24 protein-coding genes are annotated in these 25,398 nt (G+C 64.6%); 9 read left to right on the plus strand and 15 right to left on the minus strand.

The features are described from left to right. The first annotated feature begins 73 nt into the window (after window positions 1-73). A complete protein-coding gene (gene pepN, locus D3876_RS07080) occupies window positions 74-2,668 on the plus strand; it encodes an aminopeptidase N (RefSeq protein WP_119761145.1) in 2,595 nt (864 codons plus the stop codon). Between the two features lie 115 nt (window positions 2,669-2,783). On the opposite strand, the gene D3876_RS07085 is transcribed toward pepN, so the two are convergent. The 6 genes from D3876_RS07085 to D3876_RS07110 all read right to left on the minus strand — a co-directional run bounded on the left by D3876_RS07085 (window position 2,784) and on the right by D3876_RS07110 (window position 7,351). After that, entirely contained in the window at window positions 2,784-3,254 is a 471-nt protein-coding gene (locus tag D3876_RS07085; RefSeq protein WP_119760647.1) for a GreA/GreB family elongation factor, read from the minus strand. 135 nt (window positions 3,255-3,389) lie between these two features. Further along, entirely contained in the window at window positions 3,390-3,845 is a 456-nt protein-coding gene (locus D3876_RS07090; protein WP_119760648.1) for a 3'-5' exonuclease family protein, read from the minus strand. A gap of 13 nt (window positions 3,846-3,858) precedes the next feature. Next, a complete protein-coding gene (locus D3876_RS07095) occupies window positions 3,859-4,446 on the minus strand; it encodes an ABC-type transport auxiliary lipoprotein family protein (RefSeq protein ID WP_119760650.1) in 588 nt (195 codons plus the stop codon). Then, window positions 4,443-5,396, minus strand: coding sequence for an MlaD family protein (locus D3876_RS07100; RefSeq protein WP_119760652.1), 954 nt, complete (start codon window positions 5,394-5,396; stop codon window positions 4,443-4,445). The genes D3876_RS07095 and D3876_RS07100 overlap by 4 nt, the downstream gene beginning before the upstream one ends. 6 nt (window positions 5,397-5,402) lie before the next feature. After that, window positions 5,403-6,239 carry an ABC transporter ATP-binding protein gene (locus tag D3876_RS07105; protein ID WP_119760654.1) on the minus strand — a complete coding sequence of 279 codons (837 nt, stop codon included), beginning with the start codon at window positions 6,237-6,239 and terminating at the stop codon, window positions 5,403-5,405. Then, window positions 6,236-7,351 carry an MlaE family ABC transporter permease gene (locus tag D3876_RS07110; RefSeq protein WP_119760656.1) on the minus strand — a complete coding sequence of 372 codons (1,116 nt, stop codon included), beginning with the start codon at window positions 7,349-7,351 and terminating at the stop codon, window positions 6,236-6,238. Before D3876_RS07110 ends, D3876_RS07105 begins: the two co-directional genes overlap by 4 nt. A gap of 49 nt (window positions 7,352-7,400) precedes the next feature. Here D3876_RS07110 and D3876_RS07115 point away from each other — a divergent pair, with 49 nt between their 5' ends. Further along, the gene (locus tag D3876_RS07115; protein WP_119760658.1) at window positions 7,401-8,075 is read left to right on the plus strand and encodes an HAD family hydrolase; all 675 of its coding nucleotides are present in this window, start codon (window positions 7,401-7,403) and stop codon (window positions 8,073-8,075) included. 7 nt (window positions 8,076-8,082) lie between these two features. Here the strand turns inward: D3876_RS07115 and clpS are convergent, their stop codons facing one another. The 3 genes from clpS to D3876_RS07130 all read right to left on the minus strand — a co-directional run bounded on the left by clpS (window position 8,083) and on the right by D3876_RS07130 (window position 11,415). Further along, the gene (gene clpS, locus D3876_RS07120) at window positions 8,083-8,409 is read right to left on the minus strand and encodes an ATP-dependent Clp protease adapter ClpS (RefSeq protein WP_119760660.1); all 327 of its coding nucleotides are present in this window, start codon (window positions 8,407-8,409) and stop codon (window positions 8,083-8,085) included. A gap of 328 nt (window positions 8,410-8,737) precedes the next feature. Then, window positions 8,738-9,523 carry a phasin family protein gene (locus D3876_RS07125; RefSeq protein ID WP_119760662.1) on the minus strand — a complete coding sequence of 262 codons (786 nt, stop codon included), beginning with the start codon at window positions 9,521-9,523 and terminating at the stop codon, window positions 8,738-8,740. Between the two features lie 137 nt (window positions 9,524-9,660). Next, entirely contained in the window at window positions 9,661-11,415 is a 1,755-nt protein-coding gene (locus D3876_RS07130; protein ID WP_119760664.1) for a PHA/PHB synthase family protein, read from the minus strand. A 141-nt stretch (window positions 11,416-11,556) separates the two neighbouring features. On the opposite strand from D3876_RS07130, the gene D3876_RS07135 reads away from it, so the two are divergent. Further along, window positions 11,557-12,762 carry an LL-diaminopimelate aminotransferase gene (locus D3876_RS07135; protein WP_119760666.1) on the plus strand — a complete coding sequence of 402 codons (1,206 nt, stop codon included), beginning with the start codon at window positions 11,557-11,559 and terminating at the stop codon, window positions 12,760-12,762. Between the two features lie 78 nt (window positions 12,763-12,840). On the opposite strand, the gene D3876_RS07140 is transcribed toward D3876_RS07135, so the two are convergent. After that, on the minus strand, window positions 12,841-13,266 hold the full coding sequence (locus D3876_RS07140; RefSeq protein WP_182911907.1) for a hemerythrin domain-containing protein: 426 nt from the start codon (window positions 13,264-13,266) through the stop codon (window positions 12,841-12,843). A 119-nt stretch (window positions 13,267-13,385) separates the two neighbouring features. Between D3876_RS07140 and D3876_RS07145 the strand changes: the two genes are divergently transcribed. The 4 genes from D3876_RS07145 to D3876_RS07160 all read left to right on the plus strand — a co-directional run bounded on the left by D3876_RS07145 (window position 13,386) and on the right by D3876_RS07160 (window position 16,078). Continuing rightward, window positions 13,386-13,805, plus strand: coding sequence for an acyl-CoA thioesterase (locus D3876_RS07145; protein WP_119761147.1), 420 nt, complete (start codon window positions 13,386-13,388; stop codon window positions 13,803-13,805). A gap of 96 nt (window positions 13,806-13,901) precedes the next feature. Further along, window positions 13,902-14,657 (plus strand): class I SAM-dependent methyltransferase, encoded by a 756-nt coding sequence (locus tag D3876_RS07150; RefSeq protein WP_119760670.1) that lies wholly within the window; start codon window positions 13,902-13,904, stop codon window positions 14,655-14,657. A gap of 180 nt (window positions 14,658-14,837) precedes the next feature. After that, the gene (locus D3876_RS07155) at window positions 14,838-15,413 is read left to right on the plus strand and encodes a hypothetical protein (RefSeq protein WP_147417602.1); all 576 of its coding nucleotides are present in this window, start codon (window positions 14,838-14,840) and stop codon (window positions 15,411-15,413) included. Next, window positions 15,410-16,078, plus strand: a complete 669-nt coding sequence (locus D3876_RS07160; protein WP_119760673.1) for a hypothetical protein — start codon at window positions 15,410-15,412, stop codon at window positions 16,076-16,078. Before D3876_RS07155 ends, D3876_RS07160 begins: the two co-directional genes overlap by 4 nt. 78 nt (window positions 16,079-16,156) lie before the next feature. On the opposite strand, the gene D3876_RS07165 is transcribed toward D3876_RS07160, so the two are convergent. The 5 genes from D3876_RS07165 to lgt all read right to left on the minus strand — a co-directional run bounded on the left by D3876_RS07165 (window position 16,157) and on the right by lgt (window position 21,108). Beyond that, on the minus strand, window positions 16,157-17,467 hold the full coding sequence (locus D3876_RS07165; RefSeq protein ID WP_119760675.1) for a cystathionine gamma-synthase family protein: 1,311 nt from the start codon (window positions 17,465-17,467) through the stop codon (window positions 16,157-16,159). A 124-nt stretch (window positions 17,468-17,591) separates the two neighbouring features. Then, complete coding sequence (locus D3876_RS07170) at window positions 17,592-18,266, minus strand: spermidine synthase (protein ID WP_119760677.1); 675 nt, start codon at window positions 18,264-18,266, stop codon at window positions 17,592-17,594. Then, the gene (gene pgeF / locus D3876_RS07175; RefSeq protein ID WP_119760679.1) at window positions 18,263-19,042 is read right to left on the minus strand and encodes a peptidoglycan editing factor PgeF; all 780 of its coding nucleotides are present in this window, start codon (window positions 19,040-19,042) and stop codon (window positions 18,263-18,265) included. Before pgeF ends, D3876_RS07170 begins: the two co-directional genes overlap by 4 nt. A gap of 1 nt (window position 19,043) precedes the next feature. After that, on the minus strand, window positions 19,044-20,093 hold the full coding sequence (locus D3876_RS07180) for a class I SAM-dependent methyltransferase (RefSeq protein WP_119760681.1): 1,050 nt from the start codon (window positions 20,091-20,093) through the stop codon (window positions 19,044-19,046). A gap of 145 nt (window positions 20,094-20,238) precedes the next feature. Further along, the gene (gene lgt / locus D3876_RS07185) at window positions 20,239-21,108 is read right to left on the minus strand and encodes a prolipoprotein diacylglyceryl transferase (RefSeq protein ID WP_119760683.1); all 870 of its coding nucleotides are present in this window, start codon (window positions 21,106-21,108) and stop codon (window positions 20,239-20,241) included. A 71-nt stretch (window positions 21,109-21,179) separates the two neighbouring features. Between lgt and D3876_RS07190 the strand changes: the two genes are divergently transcribed. After that, a complete protein-coding gene (locus D3876_RS07190) occupies window positions 21,180-22,889 on the plus strand; it encodes a class I adenylate-forming enzyme family protein (RefSeq protein WP_119760685.1) in 1,710 nt (569 codons plus the stop codon). Window positions 22,890-23,039: 150 nt separating this feature from the next. Further along, entirely contained in the window at window positions 23,040-25,304 is a 2,265-nt protein-coding gene (locus D3876_RS07195) for a molybdopterin cofactor-binding domain-containing protein (RefSeq protein WP_119760687.1), read from the plus strand. Window positions 25,305-25,398 lie beyond the last annotated feature (94 nt).

Below are 25,398 nucleotides of genomic sequence, written 5' to 3' on the forward strand. Positions count from 1 at the left end.
ATCTAGGCTCGGCGTGGCGCGGCGCAACAGCGATCATTGCGCGCGCCAGCGGCGACGCGTAATGCTTCCGGCCATGCTCGATGTTCAAACCGCCCCCGCCGCACCCACGGTTGTCCGCCGCCTCGACTATCGTCCGCCCGACTGGTTCGTCCCCGAGATTTCGCTCGATTTCTCGCTCGACAGCCTCAAGACGACGGTCAGGGCGAAGCTCGAGGTCAGGCGCAACGGCAATCATGATCGTCCGCTCAGGCTCGATGGCGACGGGCTGACGCCCGAATCCGTCATGGTCGACGGCACGCTGTTGGATAGCAGCGGCTGGCGGCTCGAAGACGGCGATCTGATCATCGAACTGCCCGGCGCATCGCATGTCGTCGAGACCGAAGTGCGCATCGCGCCGGAGATGAACACCCAGCTCATGGGGCTGTACGCGTCGGGTGGACTGCTGTGCACCCAGTGCGAGGCGGAAGGCTTCCGCCGCATCACCTTCTTCCCCGATCGGCCCGATGTGCTCAGCCGCTATTCGGTGCGGATGGAAGCGGACAAGACGCGCTATCCGGTGTTGCTCGCCAATGGCGATCCGGTCGGCGCGGGTGAACTTCCGGATGGCCGCCAGTGGGCCGAATGGCACGATCCCTTTCCCAAGCCGAGCTATCTGTTCGCGTTGGTCGCGGGCGATCTGGTCGCCAATCGCGACAGCTTTACCACCATGTCGGGGCGCAAGGTCGATCTCGGCATCTGGGTGCGCAAGGCGGATTTGCCCAAGACCGACCATGCCATGACCGCGCTGAAGCTATCCATGGCCTGGGACGAAAATAGCTACGGCCGCGAATACGATCTCGACGTGTTCAACATCGTCGCGGTCGCCGATTTCAATTTCGGCGCGATGGAGAACAAGGGCCTCAACATCTTCAATTCGCGCTACATCCTCGCGGATCCAGACACCGCGACCGATGCCGATTATGATGCGATCGCGGGGGTCGTCGCCCACGAATATTTCCACAACTGGTCGGGCAACCGCGTCACCTGCCGCGACTGGTTCCAGTTGAGCCTCAAGGAAGGCTTCACCGTCTTCCGCGACCAGAGCTTCACCGCCGATCAGGGCTCGGCCGCGGTCAAGCGGATCGAGGATGTTCGTGTGCTGCGCGCGGCGCAGTTCCCCGAGGATGCGGGTCCGCTCGCGCATCCCGTGCGGCCCGATTCCTATATGGAGATATCCAACTTCTATACCGCCACCGTCTACAACAAGGGCGCCGAACTCATCCGGATGATGGCGGTCATGCTGGGCGGCGAGCGTTTCCGCAAAGGCAGCGATCTCTATTTCGAGCGCCATGATGGCGAGGCCGCGACCTGCGAGGATTTCGTCAGGGCCATGGAGGACGGCGGCGAAATCGATCTTGCGCAGTTTCGCCGCTGGTACGAACAGGCGGGCACGCCGCGCGTCCGGGCGACACTCAGCCACAACGGCACGACGGCGAAGCTCCATCTCGAGCAGAACGTGCCCCCCACACCCGGCCAGCCCGACAAACTGCCGATGGTGCTGCCGCTGCGCGTCCGGCTATTCGGTGAAAACAGCGCCGCACCGCTGGGCGACGAGCGCCTTGTGCTGCTCGACGCCGCCGAGCAGGTGGTCACGTTCGAGAATGTCGTCGAACGCCCCGTGCTCTCGATCAATCGCGGCTTCTCGACACCCGTCGTGGTGGAGACCGATCGCTCGGCCGCCGATCTCGCCTTCCTGTCGGCGCATGACGACGATCCTTTCGCGCGATACGAAGCGATGCAACAGCTCATGGTCGACACGCTCGTCGCATCGGTTGCGGGCGGCAAGCTAGATCATGGGCCGGTGATCGAGGCGGTGCGCAACACGCTGACCGACCCGGCGCTCGACAAGGCGTTCGTCGCCGAGGCGGTGCTGCTGCCGTCCGAAAGCTTCGTCGGCGATCACATGCTCGTGGTCGACCCCGACGCGATCCACCGCGCCCGCGAGGCGCTACGCCATGATCTCGGCCTCATGCTCGAACGCGAATGGCGCGCCGCCTATGCGGCGACGCAGGCCAATCGATTCGAATATTCGCCCGAGGCCAAGGGCGCACGTCGCCTCCGCACGGTTGCGCTTGGCTATATCGCCGCCAGCGGCGCCGACGATGCCTCTGAACTCGCCTTCACCCAGTTCGAGGGCGCCGACAACATGACCGACCGTCAGGGCGCACTCACCACGCTGGCGAACGGCGAATCGACGCTCCGCGCCAAGGCGCTTGAAGCCTTTTACGAACGCTATCGCGACAATGCGCTGGTGCTCGACAAGTGGTTCACGACACAAGCGATCTCGACGCGCGATGATACCGTGGATCAGGTGATCGCGCTGTCGAAGCACGCCGACTTCACGCTGGCCAATCCCAACCGCGTTCGCGCGCTCGCGGGCGCTTTCACCGTCAATCAGCGGGCCTTCCATGCTGCCGACGGTCGCGGCTACGCCTATCTGGCGGACACGATCATTGCGCTCGACAAGCTCAATCCGCAGACCGCCGCCAAGCTCGTGCCGCCTCTCGGACGCTGGCGTCGCTTCGGCGAGGACCGCGCTGCCAGGATGCGCGCACAACTCCAGCGGATCGTCGACACGCCGGGGCTTTCCAGGGACGTGTTCGAGCAGGCATCGAAGAGCCTCGCCTAGAGCCTGATCGGTTGAGGTGGAAACGCTACGCGCTTCCGCCGATGCCGTGAATCAGGCTCTATTCAAACGATCAAGGTTTAGAGCCTGAAAACAGGCTCCGTCCGAGATCTGTAGATCAGTCGCTGATCGCGCCGATCGAGACGACTTCGAGTGCTTCGGTCTTGCCGCCAAAATCGATCAGATCACCCTCAGCCGCGCCAATCAGTGCGCGTGCGAGCGGCGATGTGAAGGCGATGCGCCCTTCCGCCGGACCGGCTTCATCAGCGCCGACAAGGTCGACGCGGTGCGTCTTGCCCGCGGCGTCCTGATAGGTAACGCGCGCGCCGAAACGGATCGTGTCGCCAACAAAGGCCGGCATCACCTGCGCGGTTGCCCGTCGCGCGCGCCAATAACGAAGATCACGCTCGATCGCCTTGGTTTCTTCCTCGGTCGCCGCGGCGGTGAGCGCGGTTTCGAACTCGGCGACGCGTGCCTCGATCAAGGTCATGCCGCGCGGCGTGACGAGATTGGGCCCGGGCGGCACCGGCAGCTCGGGACGCGGCTCGAGGTGCTCCTCGTCGACATCGCGGCGAAAGGCGACGCTCATGCGTGACAGTTCCGGTTTCGTAGAAAAGACATGATGCGCATTGTGCCCCAGAGGCGCACCGCCCCGCAAGCCGGTAGCACGCCCAGACGAGTTCTTGATCCGCCGGGCGGCCAAATCAGCCTGAAAGTTCAGAGTCTAGGGACGTTCGCCGTCGATCACGAAGTCGCGAAAGGCGCGTGCGTCGTGAAGCGCGTTGTGCGGCACCTTACTGTTGCGCGCGGTGCTGAAACCCGGGTTGCGCAGAAACTCGAAGCGCAGGCTGCCAACATCGGGGATCTCCCCCGGCCCCACCATCAGCAGCTTGCAGAACAGCGCAATGTCGTCGGGCCAGTCGGCGACGATCTCGGGATCGGGGTCGGTGCCAAGATAGGCGGCAATCTCGTGCGCCGCGCTTACCGCGTCGAGCCGCAGGTCGAGCCCCTGAGGCACCATGTGGAGATAGGGCACGACGTGCCGCTCCACCCACGGTTCGATCGTGTCGGGCAGCGGCAGCACCGCGTAGAATTCATTGTCGCCGAACTCCGGAACCAGCGCGATGCTCATCAGCTCGCCGCCAAAACCGTTGAACTCGGTATCGAGGAAATAGCGCATCGATTGGCGGGGCCTAGCCCCCGATCCATGCGGCGACGTCGGCGGCGACCTTGTTCGCAGCGCTATTGAGCGCCACGCCGACAGGGCCGGCCCTGACCTCGGTCACGGGCACGCGCGCCTCGAAGCGGCGCTCCTCGATCCGGTCGCTGCCGGGCAAGGTGCGCGTCGCGTCATAGGTCACGACTGCTTCCATCGCCTGGGCATCGACGCCGAAATTCCGGAGTTCGCCTCCGATCCGCACACCCGGATCGAAAGAGAACTGCCGGAAGTCCATCACGACGCGGCCGGTCTTGGCAGCAATCGTCTCGGACAGGAGCGCGCGGAACAGTCGATTGGGATTGTCCACCCATTGCGCGTCCTTGACATAGGCGATGTTGGTGGCGTCGGCCTGGACGGGAACGCGGTTGGTGGCGAGCGCGGCAGGCACGCGCGGCGGCAGCACGGTAATGGCTTCACCCGGCGCGATCGTGCGACTGGTGCCCGCCGCGGTGGTCGCTTCGGGGGTCAGGCTCAGCAACGAAGGCGGCGGCTCAGCGCCGAAACTGATGCAGCCGGCCAGCACGAAGGCAGCGACAAGCGCGGAGAGCGTTCTGGTCTTCATTGGCGGCCCTTCGGTTCGTAATCGGGAAGCTTGGGCGACCCCACGAGCGAGCCCGCGCCGCCGCGATCGAGCCGGCCCGCGACCGCGGTCAGCGCCTCGGACATATCGCGCAGGTCGCGGACGAGCTGCCCGACTTCGGGGATCGTCTGCTTCGAAAAGGCCTGCAGTCCGGGGCGCGCATCGGTGATTGCGCCGTCGAGCGCGTCCATGCTCTTCTGGGCCGATTGCACGGTCTTGCGCAGATCGGCCATCAGCGGTCGGCCCTCGCCGTCAAGCAACTGGTTGGTCGTGTCCGCGAGCTTGCCGATCTCCTCGACCGCGACGCCCGCCTTCTGGATCGTCACGCGCGTTTCGGCGAGCGTCGCCGCGATCTCCGGCCCGCGATCGGCAAGCGAGTCCGACAGCCGGTTCACATTGTCGAGGATCCCGGCGATCGACGCCTGGTTCTTGTCGCCCAGCAACTCCGTCAGCCGCTCCGAAAGCGTCGTCAGCCGCTCGAGCAGTTGCGGCGCGTTGGAAAGCAGTTCGCCGAGCGCGCCGGGCTTGGTCGGGATGACCGGTTTGCCCGCTGGGCCGATATCGGTGATCGGCGGTGCACCCTTGACCGCGCCATCGAGGTTGATCTGCGAAACGCCCGTGAAGCCCACGCCCGAAATCGTCGCGGTTGTGCCCTGCAGAATCGGCGTCTCATCCTTCACGCGAATGCGCACGCGGACGAACTCCGGATCTTTTGGCCACAGCGCGATCTCGTCTACCTGCCCGGAGGGAACGCCCGAAAAGCTGACCGCGGATCCCTTGGACAGGCCCTCGACCGATTGCTTGAAGAAGATATCGTAATGTTTCTCGCCCCCCGCGCCCAATTGCGCGAGCCAGATGGTGAACAAGGCGAGCGCGGCGAGTAGTGCCACCACGACACCGCCGACAAGAATATGATTGGAACGCGTTTCCATCGACGATCAGACCTTCTTGCCGTTCGCCTTGGCCGAAGCCACTGCAGCGCGGCCGCGCGGGCCGTTGAAATATTCCTGGATCCACGGATGGTCGGTCGCCAGCAACTCGTCGATCGTACCCACCGCAATCACCCTCTTGTCCGCCAGCACCGCCACGCGGTCGCAAATAGCATAAAGCGTGTCCAGATCGTGCGTTATCAGAAAAACCGTCAGCCCCAGGATCGACCGAAGCTGATGGATAAGCTCATCGAAAGCGGCCGCACCGATCGGATCCAGCCCTGCGGTCGGTTCATCGAGAAACAGCAGCTCGGGATCGAGCGCGAGCGCGCGTGCGAGCCCCGCGCGCTTCTTCATGCCGCCAGAAAGCTCGGCTGGAAATTTGGGTCCGGCGTCGACCGACAGGCCGCTGATCAGCACCTTGAACGCCGCGATATCGTCCAGAAGCTCCTGATTGAGCGTGTCGCCGTAGAATTCGCGAAGCGGGACCTGGATGTTCTCCGCGACGCTCAGCGTCGAAAACAGCGCACCGCCCTGGAACAGCACGCCCCAGCGCTTGCGGACTGCCACCGCATCAGCCTCGTCGCGGTCGATCATGGATTCGCCGAACACGGTGATCTCGCCTTCGACCGGGGTCTGCAGCCCGATGATCGAGCGCATCAGCACCGATTTGCCCGTGCCCGATCCCCCGACGACGCCGAGAATTTCGCCCTTCTTAAGGTCGAGGTCGAGCCCTTCATGCACTACCTGCTCGCCAAAGGCGTTCTTCAGGCCGCGCACGCTGATGAGCGTTTCGCCCACTGCGATCTCGGGCAGTTCTTGCTCGACCTCGATCGCCTCGCTCATATCCAGCCGACCTGCGTGAAGAAGACCGCGAAAAAGGCGTCGAGCACGATCACGAGGAAGATCGCCTGCACGACCGCCGAGGTTGTGCGCATGCCGACTTCCTCGGCATCGCCCTTGACCTGCATACCTTGAAAGCAGCCCGCCATCGCGATGATCGCACCAAAGACAGGCGCCTTGACGATCCCGACCCACAGGTCGGTCATCGGCACCACCTCGCGCAGCCGCTGGACGAAAGTGATCGGAGGGATGCCGAGGTCGATCCAGCACCAGATCCCGCCGCCGATGATTGCGACGACCGAGGAATAAAAGCCCAGCAGCGGCATCATCACCACCGATGCGAGCAGCCGCGGCAGCACAAGCGCCTCCATCGGCGAGACGCCGATGATGCGCATCGCGTCGATCTCCTCGGTCAGCTTCATCGTGCCCAGTTGCGCGGCAAAGGCGCTGCCCGAACGACCCGCGACCATGATCGCGGTCATCAACACGCCCAATTCGCGCAGCGTGATCCGCCCGATCAGGTTGATCGTGAACACCTCCGCGCCGAACTGGCGAAGCTGGACCGCGCCCTGTTGCGCTATGACGATTCCAATCAGGAAGCTCATCAGTCCGACGATACCGAGCGCCGAAACGCCGACGACTTCGAAGCGCTGGATCACCGCGTTGGCGCGAAATCGCGAGGGCTGGCGTATCACGCTCCAGATCGCGATGCAGGTCGCGCCAAAAAAGCCAAGCAACCCGAGCAGCGTCCGCATCGCAACCATCGTGGCGTCGCCGACTTCGCCCATTACGCGCAAAAAGGCGGGCGTGTAGGGGACGTGCACCCGGCTGCGGATCGTGTCGTCCGCCTGCGCCAACTGGTCGAGCAGTTTCGTGGCGTCGGGGCCCGCGCCCGTGATGCGCGCCGAATGCGTGTGCGCGAAGTCATGGACGATCCATGCGCCGATCGTATCGATATGCTCGATCTCGTCGAGGCGGACTTCCTCGATCGGGCCGCTAAGTTGTTCGAGCCGCTTGGGAAGATCGCCCAGCCGCGCAATCGCGAGATTGCCCGTGAAGCGAAGCGCACGCCCGGAGCCCGTCTGCTCCTCGATGAAATCCGCCTGTGCCTCCATGCACTTATTCCTTGCGGCATAATCGCGTGCGCGGCAAGCGTGGAGCACAATGACGATGCTCGCGATCTACGACATGGACCGCACGATCACGCGGACCGGCACCTTCACGCCCTTTCTGCTGCACGTCGCGCTGGCGCGCTCGCCCTGGCGGCTGCTTCTCGCGCCGCTCGTGCCGCTCATCATGCTGGCCTATGCGCTCAGGCTCATCAGCCGCGCGCAGTTGAAGCAATGGGTCCAGACGCTGATGATCGGGGGCCATATTCCGTCATCGGAAATCGAGCCGCTGGCGCGTTCCTTTGCCGACCGCATGATCGCGGGCAATATCTATCCCGGCGCGCTCCGCCAGATGGAGGCGGACCGGGCCAATGGTCACAAGCTGATCATGGCGACGGCGTCCAACCGCATCTATGTGAGCGCGATCGCCGAAAGGCTCGGTTTAGACGACGTGATCGCGACCGACAGCTTTTGCCTGCCCGATGGCCGCGTCCATGCGCGCATCGACGGCGAAAATTGCTACGGTCCCGCGAAATTGCGAAAGATCGAGGCGTGGATGGAAACCAGCGGGCTCCACCGCCCCGATTGCACCGTGCGCTTCTATTCGGACCATGTCTCCGACGCGCCCGTGCTCGACTGGGCCGACGTCCCGATTGCGGTCAATCCAAGTCCCAGGCTGCGCAGCCTCGCCAAGGGCCATGGCTGGCTGATCGTCGACTGGAGCGCGTGAGAGGGGGTCAGGCCTTTTCCAGCGTGCACTGGAGCGGGTGCTGATTCTGCCGTGCAAAATCAATGACTTGTGATACTTTTGTCTCTGCGACCTCATAGGTGAAGATGCCGCAGACCCCGACGCCCTTCTGGTGCACATGGAGCATCACGCGCGTCGCGTCTTCGACGTCCATGCGGAAGAATCGCTGCAGGCAGAGCACAACGAACTCCATCGGCGTGTAGTCGTCATTCAGCATCAGCACCTTGTAGAGTGCGGGCTTCTTGGTCTTGGCGCGTGTGCGCGTCGCGACGCCGAGTCCGGTGCCTTCGTCCCCGCCGTCCTTGCGCTCGGCCATTGCGAAGGGGGCAGCCGTCAATCGGCGAAAAGGGAGGTCATCATGTCGCATTGCAGTTCCGAGAATATGGCAAGCGCTTGGCGCAGGGCAAGGGGTGAATCGGAAGACGGTACGCCGTTATCCACGAATTTCGGTGCGGCCAATGCAAGACGGCCGCCCCTGTGCGGGACGGCCGTCGGTACGCTTTACTGAAATCGGCGGGCCTGGAGCCTGATCGTTTGAGGAGGAAGCGCTGTGCGCTTCCGCCGAAAGCGTGAATCAGGCTCTATTCAAATGGCTGAGACCTAGATTCACGTTTCAGGCTGATTCAGCCTGAAACGATCAAGGTCTACGCTGCGGTCTTGAACTTCTCCGCGGCGACGGCGAGGCGGTTCGACAAAGGCTGGAAGATATCGCCCGCGAGCTTGAGCGCGGCTTCGGTATTCTTCGAGGCTTCGGCGACAAAGGTGTCGAACGAAGACTTGGCATAATCGCTCTGGAGCTTGAACAGCTCGGTCGGCGACTTCACCGCGGCAAAGTTCTTGAGCGCGGCCTGCGCACCCTCGAAATTCTTGCGGCTGAGCTCGGCCGCGTCCTGACCCAGCGTCTCGATGCCCTTGGCGGCAACCTTGGCCGAAGCGACGAGCGCCTCGACATTGCCCTTCTGGAAGTCGGCGAATTCCTCGGCGAGCTTCTGGCTCTTTTCGACGGCGGCCTTGGTGCGCTCGTTGATGTCGGCGAACACGGCCTGCGCCTGGTTGGTGGCTTCGGTCGCGGCCTTCTTGACGCTCTCGGTGACTTTCGCGGTGTCGGTCATGGTCTCGGTCGTTCCTTTCTCGGGGGCGGGTGCCGATTCCGGTTCCGCCTGTATTACGGTTATGCTGGGCTCTATGTCCTCCGCCGGGATCGGCTTCGGAAGCTCGGCCTGCGATACGCTGCTACTCGGCCCCACGCTCTCGGCCGGGGCGGGCTTTGGAAGCTCGGCCGGCAGTTCGCTGATTTTCGTCTCCACACGCTCGACCGGGGCGGACTTCGGGGCCGCGCTCGGCGATGCGCTGATGCTCGGCGCTATGTCTTTGGCCGGCACAAGCTTCGTCGCCTTTGTCGGCGGAGTCTTCTTCCTGGTGTCGCTCATTGGCGGCGTCCCTCAAGAGATCCGATGCATCTATGTTGCACTGCACAAATACAGACGCCAGCGATCAATTGCAAGCGCTTTTTGTGCAGTGCAACAAAAGTGCCATGCTTGTGCGACGAGCCGAGCAAATTCGCGGTTTAGCGGCGTTTCACATAGCTTCCAGGCGCATCCTCGATGGCTGGAAGCTTGCCCTTGCCGGGCATCCGGCCACCCTTGGCGGGCACGGTGTCGGCGCTCTGGGCCGTCAGCCAGCCGAGCCAGTCGGGCCACCAGCTTCCCGCGGTCTCCGCTGCACCGTCCACGAAGGCGGCGAGCGATTCGACCGCCGATTCGTTGGTCCAATACTGATATTTGCCCGCGCTCGGCGGGTTCACCACGCCCGCAATATGCCCCGATCCTGCGAGCACGAAGCGGACTGGTCCGGTCAGATGCTCGGTGATCTTCCAGACGCTCTCCATCGGCGCGATGTGATCCTCGCGCCCCGCCTGGACATAGGCGGGCGTCGCGATGCGTTTCAGCTCGATCGGCGTGCCCGCGATGCTGATTGCGCCGGGCTGGACCAGCTTGTTGTCGCGGTAGAGCTCGGTCAGATAGGCTTTGTGCCACTTGGCGGGAAGGTTGGTGGTGTCGCCATTCCAGTGGAGCAGATCGAAGGGCGCATAGTCCTGCCCGAGCAGATAGTTGTTCTGGACATAGTTCCAGATCAGGTCGCGGCCGCGCAGCAGGTTGAAGGTCGCGGCCATGTAGCGTCCGTCGAGAAATCCCTCGCTCGAAAGGCTCTCGATCAGCGCAAGCTGTTCATCGTCCACGAACAGGTTGAGTTCGCCGGAACGCGAAAAATCGACCTGCGCGGTGAAGAAGGTCGCGCTCTTGACCTTGTCGGCCTCACCGCGCGCCGAAAGATAGGCGAGCGTTGCGGCAAGCGTCGTTCCCGCCACGCAATAGCCGATGGTATGGACCGATTTGACGTCCAGCAGGTCGCGCACTGTGTCGATCGCATCGATCTGGCCGCGCACGACATAATCGTCCCAGACGACGTCCTTCATGCTCGCATCGGCGGATTTCCAAGAGACGACGAACACGCTGATGCCCTGTTCCACCGCCCAGCGAATGAAGCTTTTCTCGGGGTTCAGATCGAGAATGTAGAAGCGGTTGATCCAGGGCGGAAAGATGACGAGCGGGGCGGCGAGGACATGCTTCGTCGTCGGCTCGTACTGGATGAGCTGATAAAGCGGGGTTTCCTTGACCACCTTGCCCGGCGTGGTCGCGATATTGCGCCCCAGTTCATAGGCTTGCGGGTCGGTATGCGTAACCTGCCCCTTGCCGATGTCGCGCAGCATGTGCTCGAGCCCCTTGAGCAGGTTCTGCCCCTGCGTCTCGATCGTCTTTTCGAGCACCAGCGGATTGGTCAGCGCGAAGTTGCTCGGGCTCATCGCATCGAGCAGACCGCGCGTCGCAAAGCGGACACGCTCCTTCTGCCTGGCGTCGATTCCGTCGATCGCATCGACGCTCTTCAGCAGATGATCCGAAATCAGCAGATAGCTCTGGCGTACCAGATCGAACATCGGATTGTCGCGCCATTGGGGTGCGGAAAAGCGTCGGTCCTTTGCATGGCGGGGGTCTTCGATCACGGGCTCAGCGCTTTCGGGCGCGATGAACCGCTGCCAGAGCTTCAGGCTGTCGCTCCAGAAATCGGCCTGTGTGCGTGCGAAGCCACCCATGTCGGGAAAGCCGGGCATCGGCGCGGCGGGCGCCTGCGACGCTGCCTGCTTCACCATGTCGATGCCGAATTCGAGCATCATCTGCTGTGCGCGACCGAGCACCCAGGTCCAGTGCTGCATCTCGGCAAGCGTCGGCGGCGTCGCTGCCTGTTCACGGATCGTGTCGGTCATCCGCATATCTCCCGATCGCCACAAGCTGCCATGCCCCGCCTCTCTTCGCTGGCATGCCCGCTTCCCAAAGGATATAGCGGCCCTTGCACCATAGCGATGTCCACGTCGGCGTCATAGGTGCACCCACAAAAGGAAAGATCAATGACTGAAGACTTCTACCGCATCAAACGCCTGCCTCCCTATGTCATCGCCGAAGTCAATGCGATGCGGGCAGCGGCGCGTGCGGCAGGGGAGGACATCATCGATCTGGGCATGGGCAACCCCGATCTGCCGCCGCCCGACCATGTGATCGAAAAGCTGTGCGAAGTGGCGAGGAAGCCCGACGCGCACGGTTATTCGCAGTCCAAGGGCATTCCCGGGCTGCGCCGCGCGCAGGCGGGCTATTATGGCCGCCGCTTCGGCGTCGACGTCGATCCCGAGAGTGAGGTCGTCGTGACGATGGGGTCGAAGGAAGGCCTCGCCAACCTCGCACAGGCGATCACTGCGCCGGGCGATGTCGTGCTCGCGCCCAATCCCAGCTATCCGATCCACACCTTCGGCTTCATCATCGCGGGCGCGTCGATCCGCTCGGTGCCCACCACCCCCGATGAGCGCTATTTCCAGGCGCTGGAGCGCGCGGTGAAGTTCACCGTGCCCCAGCCCAAGGTGCTGGTGATGGGCTATCCATCCAACCCGACCGCCGAAGTTGTCGATCTCGCTTTCTATGAGCGCGTCGTTGCCTTCGCCAAGGAGCACGGGCTGTGGGTGCTCAGCGACCTCGCTTATTCGGAAATCTATTTCGACGATTGCCCGACGCCCTCGATCCTTCAGGTGCCCGGCGCCAAGGACGTTGCGATCGAGTTCACCTCGATGTCGAAGACCTACTCGATGGCGGGTTGGCGCATGGGCTTCGCGGTCGGCAACAAGACGTTGATCGCCGCGCTCAGCCGCGTGAAATCCTATCTCGATTATGGCGCGTTCACCCCGATCCAGGCCGCGGCGTGCGCCGCGATCAACGGCCCGCAGGACATCGTCGAGAAGAACCGCCAGCTCTACAAGCATCGCCGCGACGTGCTGGTCGAGAGCTTCGGCCGCGCGGGCTGGGAAATCCCGCCCCCGCGCGCCTCGATGTTCGCCTGGGCGCCGTTGCCGCCGGCGCTCGCGCATCTCGGCAGCCTCGAATTCTCCAAGCAGCTCCTCACCCATGCGGGCGTCGCGGTGGCGCCGGGCGTCGGCTATGGCGAGGATGGCGAGGGCTATGTCCGCATCGCGATGGTAGAGAACGAGCAGCGCATCCGGCAGGCCGCGCGCAACGTGAAGAAATATCTTCAGTCGATGGGGGTCAACACGCCCGCAAAGACGGGCTGAAGCAGCGACCCGCTTCGTACTGACCGGGGTCCGCAATTGCGCGGACCCCGTGCCGCGCCGCCTGAACGGTGCGTCGCGTCAGGCCGCTATCGCGTCACCGCGATCTGCCAGCGGGTAGAGCTGGGTGTTCTCGCGCTCGATGCGGATTGCGAGCGCGCTCAGAAGACCTTCGGTCTCGACGCAGAATTCATTCCATTCACGCCGGATCGAGTCAGCGGTCCAGCGTGTCGACCAGGATCTGAAGGCATCGAGCAATCCGCCCATTTCATCGACAAAGGCCTGTGCCGTGTCGACGATGACGGGGTCGTTGTTCTTGAGCAGGCGCGGATAAAGCACCCAATCTTCCTCGGCGAGATGCGCGATCAGCGCGTTGGCGAAGGATTGGCGGACCCGGAACAATTCTACCGTGTCGGGCGCGGCAGCCAGCCCGATATAGCCTTTCAATATGCCAGCCTGGCGAAGCAGCTCGTCATGCTGAGCGCGTAATATGGTCAAGTTCGACATTGATGCAGGCTCCCCCCCCGGCGATATCCCACGAAGCGAGGCTGCGCCCATATGTTGAAGGAATTGCTAATATGATGTGGCGGTTGATGAGCCCGCGCCGATCCGCCATGAAACATCGCATGACGGCGCCAGCATTCCCCTTCACCCACCGTTTCCGCGTGCGCTATGCCGAGCTCGACCCGCAGTCGGTCGTCTTCAATTCGCGCTATCTCGAATATGCCGACCTGGTGATCACCGAGTTCTGGCGCGCGGTGGGAATGCCTTTCGCGGCGGAGGAGGCGCTGGACTTCCACGTCGCGCGCGCCACCGTGGACTTCAGGAAGCCGCTGCGCGCCGACGAGGAGGTTGATGCGCACGCGCGCGTCAGCCGTTTCGGCAACAGCAGCATGACGACCGAGATCGCGCTTCACGGCGCGGGCGCGGACGATCTGCGTGCGCGGATCGAACTGATCCACGTCCATGTGGACCTGGGAACGGGGCGGTCGCAGCCGATCCCCGAGCATGTCCGCGCGCGTTTCGCGCTACACGCCGGGGCCTGAGTTCGACCGACGCGCGAATCGCGTCGACGAAGGCGGTTGACGCTTTGCTGGCAGGTGTCAGGCTCGCAACCTGACCAGAGATAGGGGAATATCCTCATGCGCGTCCGTCTCGCACTCCTCGCCCTGCCGCTTTTCTTCGCCGCACCGCTCGCCGCGATGGCGCCCGCCGACTATGCCGCCGCCGTTGCGCCGGATGGCCGCCCGGAAAAGCAGGTGGCGCTCGACGAAAGCCGCAAGCCCGCCGAGGTCCTCGATTTCATGAGGGTTAAGCCGGGACAGAAGGCGCTCGATTTCTTTGCGGGGCAGGGATATTTCACCCAGATCCTCGCGCGCGCGGTCGGCCCCAGGGGAGAGGTCACCGCCTTTGAGCCCAAGAATTTCTACGAGGATCCGCGCTCGGCCTCGATCTGGCGCGCGCTCCACGCCGCCAATGGCAATATCAAGGTCTCCGCGCCGCCGATCGACCAATATGCCGAGCCCGCCGGCGTCTATGACGTGGCGCTGCTCAATCTCGTCTATCACGACATGTATTGGGAAAGCGCCGAGTATAAATTCCCCCGCGTCGACCCCGAGAAGATCCTCGCCGAGCTCTACAAGGGAATGAAGCCCGGCGGCACTGTCGTCGTGGTCGACCATGTCGGCCCTGCAGGCGACACGCGGGCGGTTGTCGAAAAGCTCCACCGCATCGATCCCGAGACGGTGAAGGCCGATTTCAAGCGCGCCGGTTTCGTCTTCGACGGCGAGAGCCAGGCGCTCCGCATTTCCGCCGACGATCACAGCAAGAGCGTCTTCGATCCCGCGATCCGCGGCAAGACCGATCGGATCATGTACCGCTTCAAGAAGCCGGGCTGAGACGCCCCGGCGGGGCCCCCTCCCCAGATTCCCCGGGGAGGGGACCCTCCGCTATCAGATACTCCGGGGCAGCATTGCGCGCCGTCTCACCGCCACGAAACGATCCTCCCTTTCCAAGGATTTGCCGGGCGGCTAGGCTTGACGCCTGATCGAGGGGATCAGCTCCGGGGGGAGGAAAATTTGAGATATGCGGTCATTGCATCGGCGGTTCTTGCTGCCATGCTCCCGGCGGAGGCGTCGGCGGACATTCTCTATTGTAGCGCGACGAAACACAGCTCAAACAAAAGCTATGTGACTGCTTTCATCGACATCGGGTCGGACAAGGAAGCGCGTCGAGACATTGACGCAGCCTTTGAGAAATATCTCCGCGCAAACGACCCGGCCGACGAGAACTGGAGCTCAAGCTGCGATCAGGAACCAAGTTTGAGCCGTTTGGAAGATCGGCTGGATTACGCCAAATATAACAGCCCGAACCTCGAGTGGCTCGAGACTGGCTGGACGGGCGGTTATGCACTGGCGAGCAAGGCGACGCCCGCGCCGCGGCGGCCTGCGCCACCTCAACCTGCCATTGTCCTCGAACCGTCGGCGCCGGTCGGTGCTACAGCGAAGCAGCAAGCCGCGCTGCTCGAGGCCAGTCGCGAGGAGGCCGGCAGACAGGTGCAGGCACTCGCCCGCGCGCAAAAATCTGCCGATGAAGAAAAGGCGGCCATGGAGCGCCTGCGGGCGTGGATGCGTAAACAGGGAAGCCGGCAATGACGAGAGTTCTTCCGCTCCTGCTCGCGGCTGGAGCCGCGTTCGCCCATGCATCCGTCACCGCACAGGAAGCAAGGCTGATCAACATCGGAGACACCGTACGACACGATCTGCGCGAAGCCGCGGATATCTACCGGCTGCCCGGATTGAAGGGCATGAGCATCCGGCTGAAGCTGGATGTCGTCGGCCCGTCGAGCGTCACGCTCTACACTCCCGAAGGCAGCGAGATGCTGTCGGCAACGGGCGGCAAGGGGGCCGTGCTTGACGCCGCACTGCCCGCGGACGCCGTCTACTATCTCGGCGTGAGCGCTGGCAGGAAGGGTCCCTATACGCTGAAAATTACCGGGGGCTATCCGGACGCCTTTGTGGAGGGCACCGTCGCCATTGACCGCGCAGCAAGCGAGCTGGCGGCCAGCGAGGAGCTCCAGGCGCTCAATTCGGAGCAGCTACGGGCAGCCGAAGCGCAGCGGCAGAAATTCGACGCCGAACGGCGCGCCTATCAGGAGCAGCAGCGCGCTTATGAAAATCAGCAGCAGGCCTATCTGACAGCCAAGGCCAAGCACGAGGCCGAGGTGCGCGCCGCGGAAGATGCGCGTCGCAAATGGGAGGCCGACGTCGCTGCATGCAAAGCGGGAGACCATTCGCGCTGCGCACCGAAATCGAAATAGTCCCGATTTCGGTCTTGCCCATTTGAATAGGGTCTGATCCGTTGAGGCTTCCGCCTCAACGGATCGGGGCCCAAGCGTTCAGATCGCGGCCAACGCCTGATCGAAATCGGCAATCAGATCGTCGGCGTCTTCCACGCCGATCGAGATGCGGACCATATTGTCGCCGATCGCAAGCGCCTTCTTGCGCTCGTCGGGCACCGACAGGTGTGTCATCGCTGCGGGGTGGCTCGCCAGCGTCTCGGTGCCGCCAAGGCTGACCGCGAGCTTGGCGATCTTGAGCGCATCGAGGAACGCGAACGCCTCAGCTTCGCCGCCCTTGAGGTAAAGCGAGAAGGTCGAGCCCGCGCCGCTGCAGTGACGGTTGTAGATGTCGGCCTGCCGCTCGGTCTCGGGGAAACCGAGATAGACGACCTTCTCCACCTTCGGATGGTCCTTGAGCCAGGTGCAGATCTTCTCCGCATTTTGCCCGGCGCGTTCCATGCGCAACTCGAGCGTTTCGAGGCTGCGGAGCAGCATCCAGGCGCTGTGCGGGTCAAGGATCGTGCCGATCGTGTTGCGCATCGCGCGCACCATCGTCATGTGCGCCTTCGAACCCAGCGCGCCGCCCGCGACGAGGTCGCTGTGCCCGCCCGCATATTTGGTGAGCGAATAGACGACGATGTCGGCGCCGTGCTCGAGCGGATGCAGCCAGAGCGGGCCGAGAAAGGTGTTGTCGATCACGATCGGGGGCTTCTCACCCTCGAACATCGCGTCGCGCACCGCGCTCACTGCCTGCACGTCGACAAGGACGTTGGTCGGATTGGCGGGGCTTTCGAGATAGATCATCGCGACATTGCCCTGCGCCTTGGCCTTTTCGACCACGGCCTCGATCTCTTTCTTCGTCGCGGCCGCGGGGAAATCGAGCCAGGTCACGCCGAACTTGCCGAGGATGCGGCCGATCAGCGTCTCGGTCGCGGCATAGAGCGGGGCCGAATGGACGATGACGTCGCCGGGCTTGACGAAGGTCAGCAGCACAGTCGCGATCGCGGACATGCCCGACGAGAAGGTCAGCGCCTCCTCGGCATCCTCCCAAACGCCCAGCCGGTCCTCGACGATCTCCTGATTGGGGCCGTTGAAGCGCGAATAGACGAGGCCCTCGGCACCGCCGGGGCGCTTGCCCGTGACGCCTTCGAAGTGGCGCTTGCCCGCGGCCGCATTCTCGAAGACGAAGGTAGAGGTCAGGAAGATCGGCGGCTTCAGCGCGCCTTCGGAGAGCGCGGGGTCAAAGCCGTGACCCATCATCAGCGTCGAGGGCTTGAGCTTCTTGCCGTTTATTTCGATCACGTCGGGCTTGGGCCGGCGGCGGGGAGTCGTGCCGGTCAAGTCGGCTTCATCGGGCTTGTTGGGCATGTAATAAACTTTCCGAAACGTGTAATATGACTACATCATATCGAGACGCGCTCCGACAATCCATGCCACGACGACGAGAGATGCGAATTGCGCGATGACAACGCGCATATGGTCGGTTGTGCTGTCAGCCCGGCTTGCGCGCGAACCAGATCACGTGCCGCGCGCCCTTGCCGTTGGAGCGTGCGCGCACCGCGACTTCCTCGACCGCGAACCCGGCTCCGCCCAGCCGGCGCGCAAACGCATTGTCCGGCGCCGCGGACCAGATCGCCAGCACCCCCCCGGGCTTGAGCGCCTGCCTTGATGCGGCAAGCCCGCGCACCGAATAGAGCCCGTCATTCCCCTCGCGCGTCAGGCCATCGGGTCCGTTGTCGACGTCGAGCAGGATCGCGTCATAGGACTGGCGCGCGTTCCCGATCACCGCCGCCACATCGCCCTGGAAAAGCCGCACGCGCGGATCGTCGAGGCACCCCGCCGCCAGCTCGGCCATCGGGCCGCGCGCCCAGTCGATGATCTCGGGCACCAGTTCTGCGACCATTATCTCCGCGTCGCGGGGCAGCGCCGCCAATGCCGAGCGCAAGGTGAAGCCCATGCCATAGCCGCCGATCAGCAAATGCGGCGCCTTGCGTCCTTCCAGCCGTTCGCAGGTCATGACCGCCAGCGCCTCTTCGGACCCGCTCATCCGCGTGCTCATCAGCTCGTTGCGGTCGAGGACGATCATGAAATCCTTGCCGCGGCGAAACAGGCGCAGCTCATCGCCGCCGGGGATCCTGGCCGTGCCGATCAGTTCGCGCGGCGTCATTGCCCGCTCGCTCCCGCCAGTCCGATCAGCGAGATCTGACGGCCATAGCCGGGCTCGTCACGGTGGCACGCTCGCCGATAGCTGAAGAAACGCTCCTCTTGCGTATAGGTGTCGAGCCCCAGCGCCTCGACGCGCCCGATCCCCGCTGCGGCCAGCCGCGCGGCGACATAGGCCTCGATGTCGAATTGCTGGTGCCCAGGCCGGCTCGCGCTGAAGAAGCGCTCATTCTCGGGATCGACCGCGGCGAAGGTCCAGAAGAAATCGTCGCTCACCTCATAGGATGCGCGCGCGATGCACGGCCCGATTGCGGCGGTGATCCGCGCGCGATCGGCGCCCAGCGCCTCCATCGCCGCCACCGTATTGTCAGTGACGCCCTTGATCGCGCCCTTCCACCCGGCATGCGCCGCGCCCACGACGCCGGCTTCGGCATCGGCGAAAAGCACGGGCACGCAGTCTGCGGTCAATATGCCCAGCAGCAGCCCGGGCCGGTCGGTGACCAGCGCGTCGGCCTGCGGGCGCTGATCCTCGGCGAAGGGCGCCGTGACTGTCTCCACATCAGGGCTGTGGACCTGGAAGACCGTGACGAGCGTCGCCTGCGGAAGCACCGCGTCGGCGGCGCGGCAGCGGTTCTCCAGGATCGCCTCGCGGTCGTCGGTGCTGCCAAGCCCGACATTGAGCCCGGCATGCAATCCCGTCGAAACACCGCCGCGCCGGCCCAGAAAGCCGTGCGGAACGCCGCCAAGACTGGTGGCGCGGATCACTTCGACGTCGGTCACTTCAGAATCCTTCGGGTTCGGGCCAGTCGGGCGCGACGAACGCCAGTGTTTTGAACAATTGCCCCATTTGCGCGGGATTGGCCAGCCGGTCGCGCGCGGTCGCGATCTCAACGGCGCGCTCGGGCGCTGCCTTTATGAGCGCCGCCGCGCGCGCCGCCAGCCCTAGTCCGCGCAGCCAGTCGCCCTGCGGCGCGGGGCCGAAGACGCGCAGGCCCGCGCCCCGGCCCTCCTCGGCCAGTGCGGCGAAATCTACATGCGCGGTCAGGTCGCGCTCGCCCGGATCGGCGAAGGGGTCGGCATATTCATGGGCTTTCACCGCCTGCAGCGTCTCGCCGATCGCAGGCCCTGAATAGCCATAGTCGATCAGGATCGCGGCACCCCCCTGATCCGCGATCCGCGCAGCGAGGTCGGCGGCGATCGCGGTCGATGCGGGCGAGGATTCGCAGATCGACCCTTCGGGCGCGCCCCACAGCGCTTCCGGCACCGCTGCGTCCATGGGAAGCGGCCCGGGCACGGCGACGAAATGTTCGCCCTCGTTCACCACGACCCGTTCGCGCCAGCCCTCGCCGGTCGCGACGAGCTGGCGCACGGGCAGCGCGTCGAAAAACTCGTTGGCGACGATCAGCAGCGGGCCGCTGTCGGGCAATGTGTCTATCGAATCGTGCCAGCGCGCGTGCGCGACGCGTTCCGCCTGCGCCGCGCGCAGGACCGGGCTGGTTTCGATGAAATGCACCGGGGGTTCGAGATGCACCGCGCGCATCGCGCGCATCGCGTCGGCGGCGAGCGTCCCGCGCCCCGGCCCCAGCTCCACATAATGCGCTGTATGCGGTGATCCCGCGCGCAGCCACAGATCGGCAAGCCACAGCCCGACGAGCTCGCCGAACATCTGGCTGATCTCGGGCGCGGTGGTGAAGTCGCCCGCCGCGCCCAGCGGATCGCGCGCCGCGTAATAATGCGCATTCGCCTGCGCCATGAAATGCGCGACCGGCATCGGCCCGCCATGGTCGATGGCGCGCGCCAGTTTGGCGGCGAGGGGCGCATTGAGAGTCATATGCCGATCCTAGAACCGTTCGTGTCGAGTAGGGATCGAGCGAAGCCGAGAGCCCGTATCGAGACATCCGCACTGATCCCTCGATATGCCATCTCGACGAGCTCGATGGCTACTCGGGACGAACGGAGTGATGGGAAGGGGCTGCTCAGGCGACGCTCTGTCCTCCCGCAACGGGCTCGACGCGCTGGCGGCGTTTCCTTGCGGTGGCGATCAGGTAGATGCCGCCGACGATCATCGGAACCGTAAGCCATTGGCCCATGCTCAGCCCCGTACGCTCCGCGAATTCGAGCAGTTGCGCGTCGGGCTGGCGAAAGAACTCCACTACAAAGCGCGACAGGCCGTAACCGAGCAGGAAGGTGCCGACGAGTTTGCCCGGTTCGTAGCGCGCCTGCGTCTTCCAGAACATGAACCACAGCACCGCGAACAGCACGATGCCCTCGAGCCCCGCTTCGTAGAGCTGGCTCGGATGCCGTGCTTCATTATCGCCCGAACCGGGAAAGATGATCGCCCAGGGCACATCTGTCGTGCGCCCCCAAAGCTCGCCGTTCACGAAATTGGCGAGGCGGCCGAAAAGCAGCCCGAAGGGCACGCAGCATGCGATATAGTCGTGGATCCTCAGCCAGTTGAGCCCGTTCTTGCGCGCCAGGTAGAGGATCGCGAGCGATACGCCGATGGTGCCGCCATGGAAGGACATGCCGCCTTCCCACAGCTTGAGCACGTCGAGCGGATTGCTGAGGATCGCGGGCTGGTAGAAGAGCACATAGGCGATGCGGCCGCCAAGAATGATGCCCAGCGTGGCGTAGAAGACCATGTCGTCTGCGTGCCGCCGCGCCATCGGCGCGCCGGGCTGCGCGATCAGCTTGAGCAGATACCACCAGCCGAGAATGATTCCCGTGATATAGGCCAGCGAATACCAGCGGATCTTGAAGAAACCGAGGTCGAGCGCGATTGGCGAAAGCCCGAGGCTGTCGAAATGCGTGTATGCCGTAGCGGCAGCCGAAAAGGTGAGAAACAAGCTCTTTACCCCTGATGATTTGGGCCTTCATATAGGCGGAAACAGACAAGACCAAGAGAGGAGAGCATCTCATGCCGAGCGCACTCGATCGGCGTATCGACGAGGCGATCGCGAAGGTCACGGGTTCCGGCGGACCGCTGCCCGTGACGATGATCGAACGCTATGGCGTCGAGCTTCCGATGATCGCCGCCGCGCCGCCCGCGCTCTCTTATTATTTCGCGCATTTCTGCGCGCAGCACGGCGATGCGACCTTCCTCGTCTCGGGCGACGAGCGTCTGAGCTTCGCCCAGACCTACGCCGCCGCGAAGCAGGTCGCCGCCGCGCTGATCGACGGATATGGCCTCAAGCGTGGCGATCGCGTCAGCATCGCGATGCGCAATGCGCCTGCCTGGATCGTCACCTATATGGGCGTGCTGATGGCGGGTGGAGTCGCGACGCTGCTCAACGGCTGGTGGCAGGGCAATGAGCTGGTCGACGGCATTCGCGACACGGGCACGCAGCTCGTCATTGCCGACGCCGCGCGTGTGCAGCGCCTGGCCGAGCATCCCGAACATGGCGCCGCCGTCGTGGGACTCGACGTCGGGCTGCCCATCGGACAGGCCATCGCGCCGATCGTCGCCAGGGGCGGCAGCGACCAGACCGCGTTGCCCCAGCTCACCGGAGACGATCTCGCGACGATCCTTTTCACCTCGGGCTCGACGGGTCAGTCCAAGGGCGCCTATTCGGACCACCGCGGCGTCGTGCAGGGCATTTTCAGCTATCTCGCCAACACGCTCGCGATGCTCGATCTCGCGACGCAGGACGGCAACGCGCCGACGGTCCAGCCCTGCACCTTGCTCAACGTGCCACTGTTTCACGTCACCGCCGAAATCCCCGTGATGCTCCAGAGCTTCGCGATGGGACGCAAGCTCGTGCTCATGCCCAAATGGGATGCCGAAGAAGCGATGCGGCTGATGGAACGTGAAAAGGCGACCTATTTCGTCGGCGTGCCGCTGATGAGCTACGAGATCATGACCCATCCCAACAGGCACAAATATGATCTCTCGACCGTCGCGCATTTTGCGGCGGGCGGCGCGCCGCGTCCGCCCGAACATGTGAAGCGCCTCAATGACGAGATGGGCGGGGGCAAGCCGATCCTGGGCTACGGCCTCACCGAAACCAACGCGGTGGGCTGCGGTAATCTGAACGAAAATTACCTCGCCAAGCCCAACAGCACCGGCCCCGCGTCGAAGCCGCTGGTTGATCTCGCGATCCTCGACGACGCGGGCCGGCCGGTGCCGCAAGGCGAGCGCGGCGAGGTTTCGATCCGCACGATCTGCAACTTCCTCGGCTACTGGAACAACGAGGAAGCGACGCGCGCGGCGATGACCAGCGACGGCTATTTCCGCACCGGCGACATCGGCTATCTCGACGCGGACGGCTATCTCTTCATTGTCGACCGCAAAAAGGACATCATCATCCGCGGCGGCGAGAATATCTCGTGCGTCGAGGTCGAGGCCGCGATCTACGAGCATCCGGCGGTCGCCGAAAGTGCGGTGTTCGGGCTTGCCGACGATCGTTTCGGCGAGGTGCCCGGTGCGGTCGTCCATCTCCACAAGGGCGAGACGCTCGAGATCGCGCAGTTGCTCGAATTCCTCGGCGAACGCCTCGCGGCCTTCAAGCTGCCCTGCCGCGTCTGGTTCGTCGCCGAGCCACTACCTCGGCTCGGCACCGAAAAGATCGACAAGGTGTCGCTCCGCGCCAAATATCGCGCGCTCGCACAGTTCGAGGCGGTGGAATAGCCGCCACGTACCCCGGCGAAGGCCGGGGTCCAGAGCGGCAGGCCGCAATGTGCGGGGCTACTGGACCCCGGCCTTCGCCGGGGTACTCGCCGCTCGATATGATGCGCGTGCCCCCTTCCCCAAGCTTCACTCGCAACCTATCACGCACACATGGCGCTATGGGATGAGCTGAAGGCACGCGGCGGGGGGCTCAGTCGCAGGCAGATTCTGGTGGGTGGCGGCGTCGGCATCGGGCTGGTCGTCGGCTGGGCGGTGTGGCCGCGCGCCTATGCGCCCAACCTTGTCGCCAATCCCGCCGAGACGATCTTCAACGCCTTTCTCAAGATCGCCGCCGATGGCCGCGTCACCGTCGCGGTGCCACAGGGCGAATTCGGGCAGGGCAGCTACACCGCGCTCCCCCAGATCCTCGCCGATGAACTTGGCGCAGACTGGCGGACGATCGCGGTCGAGGCCGCGCCGATCAGCCCCGTCTATGCCAACCGCCTGCTCGCAGGCGATGCGGTCGAGGGGCAGGCCGAGGGGCTGCTTTCGGGGATTTCGCGCTGGGCTGTGCAGGAATTCGCGACGCGCGAGTCGCTGATGGTGACGGGCTTTTCGAGCTCGATCCGCGCCTTCGAAAAGCCGCTGCGCGAGGCGGGCGCTGCGGCGCGCGTGCTGCTGTGCAAGGCGGCCGCACGGCGTTGGGACGCCGACTGGCTCGCGTGTGACACCGCCGAGGGCTTCGTCGTGCGTGGCGAGGAGCGGCTCCGCTTCGGCGAACTCACGCAGGAGGCGCTCGACTTCAAAATTCCCGACCCCGTGCCCTTGCGCACGGGACGGGAGAACCGTCTGGTCGCACGATCGCTGCCGCGGCTCGACCTGCCCGCCAAGATCGACGGCACTGCGACCTTCGCGGCGGATGTCCGCCTGCCCGACATGGCCTATGCAGCGATCCGGCAGGGGCCGCTCGGCGAAGCGCGGCTGATCGGATATGATCGCAAGGCCGCCGACGCCCAGCCCGGGGTGCTCGGCGTGGTCGATACCCCGCACTGGGTCGCCGCGATCGCGACCAACTGGTGGGCCGCCAACCGGGCGCTCGACGAGATGAAGCCGCGCTTCGCGGTCGGCGGCGCTCGCGCCTCGACCGCGCGGATCACCGAGACGTTGCAGAAAGCGATGGACGGCGATGGCGTCCGCATTACGAAGCAGGGCGATCTGGCGGCGGTCTACCGCGGCCAGACGATCCACACCGCCGATTATTCGGTGGGACTGGCGGCGCACGCGCCGATGGAAACGATGACGGCGACCGCGCGGCTCAAGCGCGGCGCGCTCGAACTGTGGATCGCGACACAGACCCCCGCGCTGGCGCGTGCAGAGGCTGCGCGAGCGCTGGGCATGGATGAGAACGACGTCGTCATCCATCCGGTGTTGGGTGGCGGCGCTTTCGGGCATCGGCTTGAGAACGAAATTGCGGGGCAGGTTGCAATCCTTGCCGCCAGGATGAGCCGGCCCGTCCAGCTCACCTGGTCGCGCGCGGAGGATCTGACGCACGATCGCTTCCGCCCGCCCGCCTTTGCGCGGATGAGCGCAAAGTTCGGGCCGACCGGGCTGATCGAGGGCTGGCTCGCCAAGATCGCTGCGCCCTCGACCGCGGTCGAGCAGGCGCGCCGGATGTTCGCGGGGCACGGCACGGCGCGCACATTCCTTCCCGATCCGGCTTCGGCGGATCCTCATGCGGTCGCAGGCGCGCTGCCGCCCTATGGCATTCCGGCCTTCGCCGTCGACCACCATCCCGCCGAGATCGGCGTGCCGACGGGCTATTGGCGTTCGGGGGCGCATAGCTACACCGCCTTCTTCACCGAATGTTTCATCGATGAGCTTGCGCTGATGTCGGGGATCGAGCCGCTGTCGTTCCGGATGCAGCTTCTGGGCAGCAATCCGCGCCTTGCGCACTGTCTCGCGACCGTCGCCGCGCTCGCCGGCTGGCAGGGCGGCGTGCAGGGAAGCGGTCAGGGCATTGCGTGCCATTCGATGGCGGACAGCCATGTCGCGCTGGTCGCCGAGGCCCATGTTGACGGCAGCCAGAAAGTGGTTGTGGACCGCGTGACTGCGGTCGTCGATTGCGGGCGCGTCATCAATCCCGATCTCGTGCGCCAGCAGATCGAGGGCGGCATCCTGTTCGGCATAGCCGCGGCGACGGGCGCGGCCATCGACATCAAGGATGGCATGGTCGTGCCGCGCAACTTCGCGCAGCTCGAATTTCCGGTGCTTGCCAATTCGCCGCAGATCGGGATCGAGCTGGTCCGAAGTCAGGCGCCGTCTGGCGGGGTCAGCGAGATCGCGGTGCCGCCGATCGCGCCCGCGGTCGCCAACGCGATCGCTGCCGCCAATGGCCAGCGCCTGCGCTCGCTGCCGCTCGTGCCGGGCGCCGTGTGATGGTCATTTGCGCTTTCATTTCCACTGAGCTTGTCGAAGCCCCTTTTTTTCGGCCTCTCGCTCAAGGCAGGAATGGGCTTCGACAAGCTCAGCC

The sequence above is a fragment of the Sphingomonas cavernae genome (assembly GCF_003590775.1).
Classification (GTDB): Bacteria; Pseudomonadota; Alphaproteobacteria; order Sphingomonadales; family Sphingomonadaceae; genus Sphingobium_A; species Sphingobium_A cavernae.

What these genes read in the sequence shown, in the direction of transcription:
- D3876_RS07170 (WP_119760677.1), bottom strand. Translation starts at nt 18,266, where the DNA reads ATGACGCCGCGCGAACTGATCGGCACGGCCAGGATCCCCGGCGGCGAT.
- D3876_RS07090 (WP_119760648.1), bottom strand. Translation starts at nt 3,845, where the DNA reads ATGCGCTATTTCCTCGATACCGAGTTCAACGGTTTTGGCGGCGAGCTG.
- D3876_RS07085 (WP_119760647.1), bottom strand. Translation starts at nt 3,254, where the DNA reads ATGAGCGTCGCCTTTCGCCGCGATGTCGACGAGGAGCACCTCGAGCCG.
- D3876_RS07100 (WP_119760652.1), bottom strand. Translation starts at nt 5,396, where the DNA reads ATGGAAACGCGTTCCAATCATATTCTTGTCGGCGGTGTCGTGGTGGCA.
- D3876_RS07140 (WP_182911907.1), bottom strand. Translation starts at nt 13,266, where the DNA reads ATGTCGAACTTGACCATATTACGCGCTCAGCATGACGAGCTGCTTCGC.
- D3876_RS07145 (WP_119761147.1), top strand. Translation starts at nt 13,386, where the DNA reads ATGACGGCGCCAGCATTCCCCTTCACCCACCGTTTCCGCGTGCGCTAT.
- D3876_RS07150 (WP_119760670.1), top strand. Translation starts at nt 13,902, where the DNA reads ATGCGCGTCCGTCTCGCACTCCTCGCCCTGCCGCTTTTCTTCGCCGCA.
- D3876_RS07180 (WP_119760681.1), bottom strand. Translation starts at nt 20,093, where the DNA reads ATGACTCTCAATGCGCCCCTCGCCGCCAAACTGGCGCGCGCCATCGAC.
- D3876_RS07165 (WP_119760675.1), bottom strand. Translation starts at nt 17,467, where the DNA reads ATGCCCAACAAGCCCGATGAAGCCGACTTGACCGGCACGACTCCCCGC.
- D3876_RS07115 (WP_119760658.1), top strand. Translation starts at nt 7,401, where the DNA reads ATGACGATGCTCGCGATCTACGACATGGACCGCACGATCACGCGGACC.
- pepN (WP_119761145.1), top strand. Translation starts at nt 74, where the DNA reads ATGCTCGATGTTCAAACCGCCCCCGCCGCACCCACGGTTGTCCGCCGC.
- D3876_RS07135 (WP_119760666.1), top strand. Translation starts at nt 11,557, where the DNA reads ATGACTGAAGACTTCTACCGCATCAAACGCCTGCCTCCCTATGTCATC.
- D3876_RS07095 (WP_119760650.1), bottom strand. Translation starts at nt 4,446, where the DNA reads ATGAAGACCAGAACGCTCTCCGCGCTTGTCGCTGCCTTCGTGCTGGCC.
- D3876_RS07105 (WP_119760654.1), bottom strand. Translation starts at nt 6,239, where the DNA reads ATGAGCGAGGCGATCGAGGTCGAGCAAGAACTGCCCGAGATCGCAGTG.
- clpS (WP_119760660.1), bottom strand. Translation starts at nt 8,409, where the DNA reads ATGGCCGAGCGCAAGGACGGCGGGGACGAAGGCACCGGACTCGGCGTC.
- D3876_RS07130 (WP_119760664.1), bottom strand. Translation starts at nt 11,415, where the DNA reads ATGACCGACACGATCCGTGAACAGGCAGCGACGCCGCCGACGCTTGCC.
- D3876_RS07125 (WP_119760662.1), bottom strand. Translation starts at nt 9,523, where the DNA reads ATGAGCGACACCAGGAAGAAGACTCCGCCGACAAAGGCGACGAAGCTT.
- D3876_RS07160 (WP_119760673.1), top strand. Translation starts at nt 15,410, where the DNA reads ATGACGAGAGTTCTTCCGCTCCTGCTCGCGGCTGGAGCCGCGTTCGCC.
- D3876_RS07195 (WP_119760687.1), top strand. Translation starts at nt 23,040, where the DNA reads ATGGCGCTATGGGATGAGCTGAAGGCACGCGGCGGGGGGCTCAGTCGC.
- D3876_RS07190 (WP_119760685.1), top strand. Translation starts at nt 21,180, where the DNA reads ATGCCGAGCGCACTCGATCGGCGTATCGACGAGGCGATCGCGAAGGTC.
- D3876_RS07110 (WP_119760656.1), bottom strand. Translation starts at nt 7,351, where the DNA reads ATGGAGGCACAGGCGGATTTCATCGAGGAGCAGACGGGCTCCGGGCGT.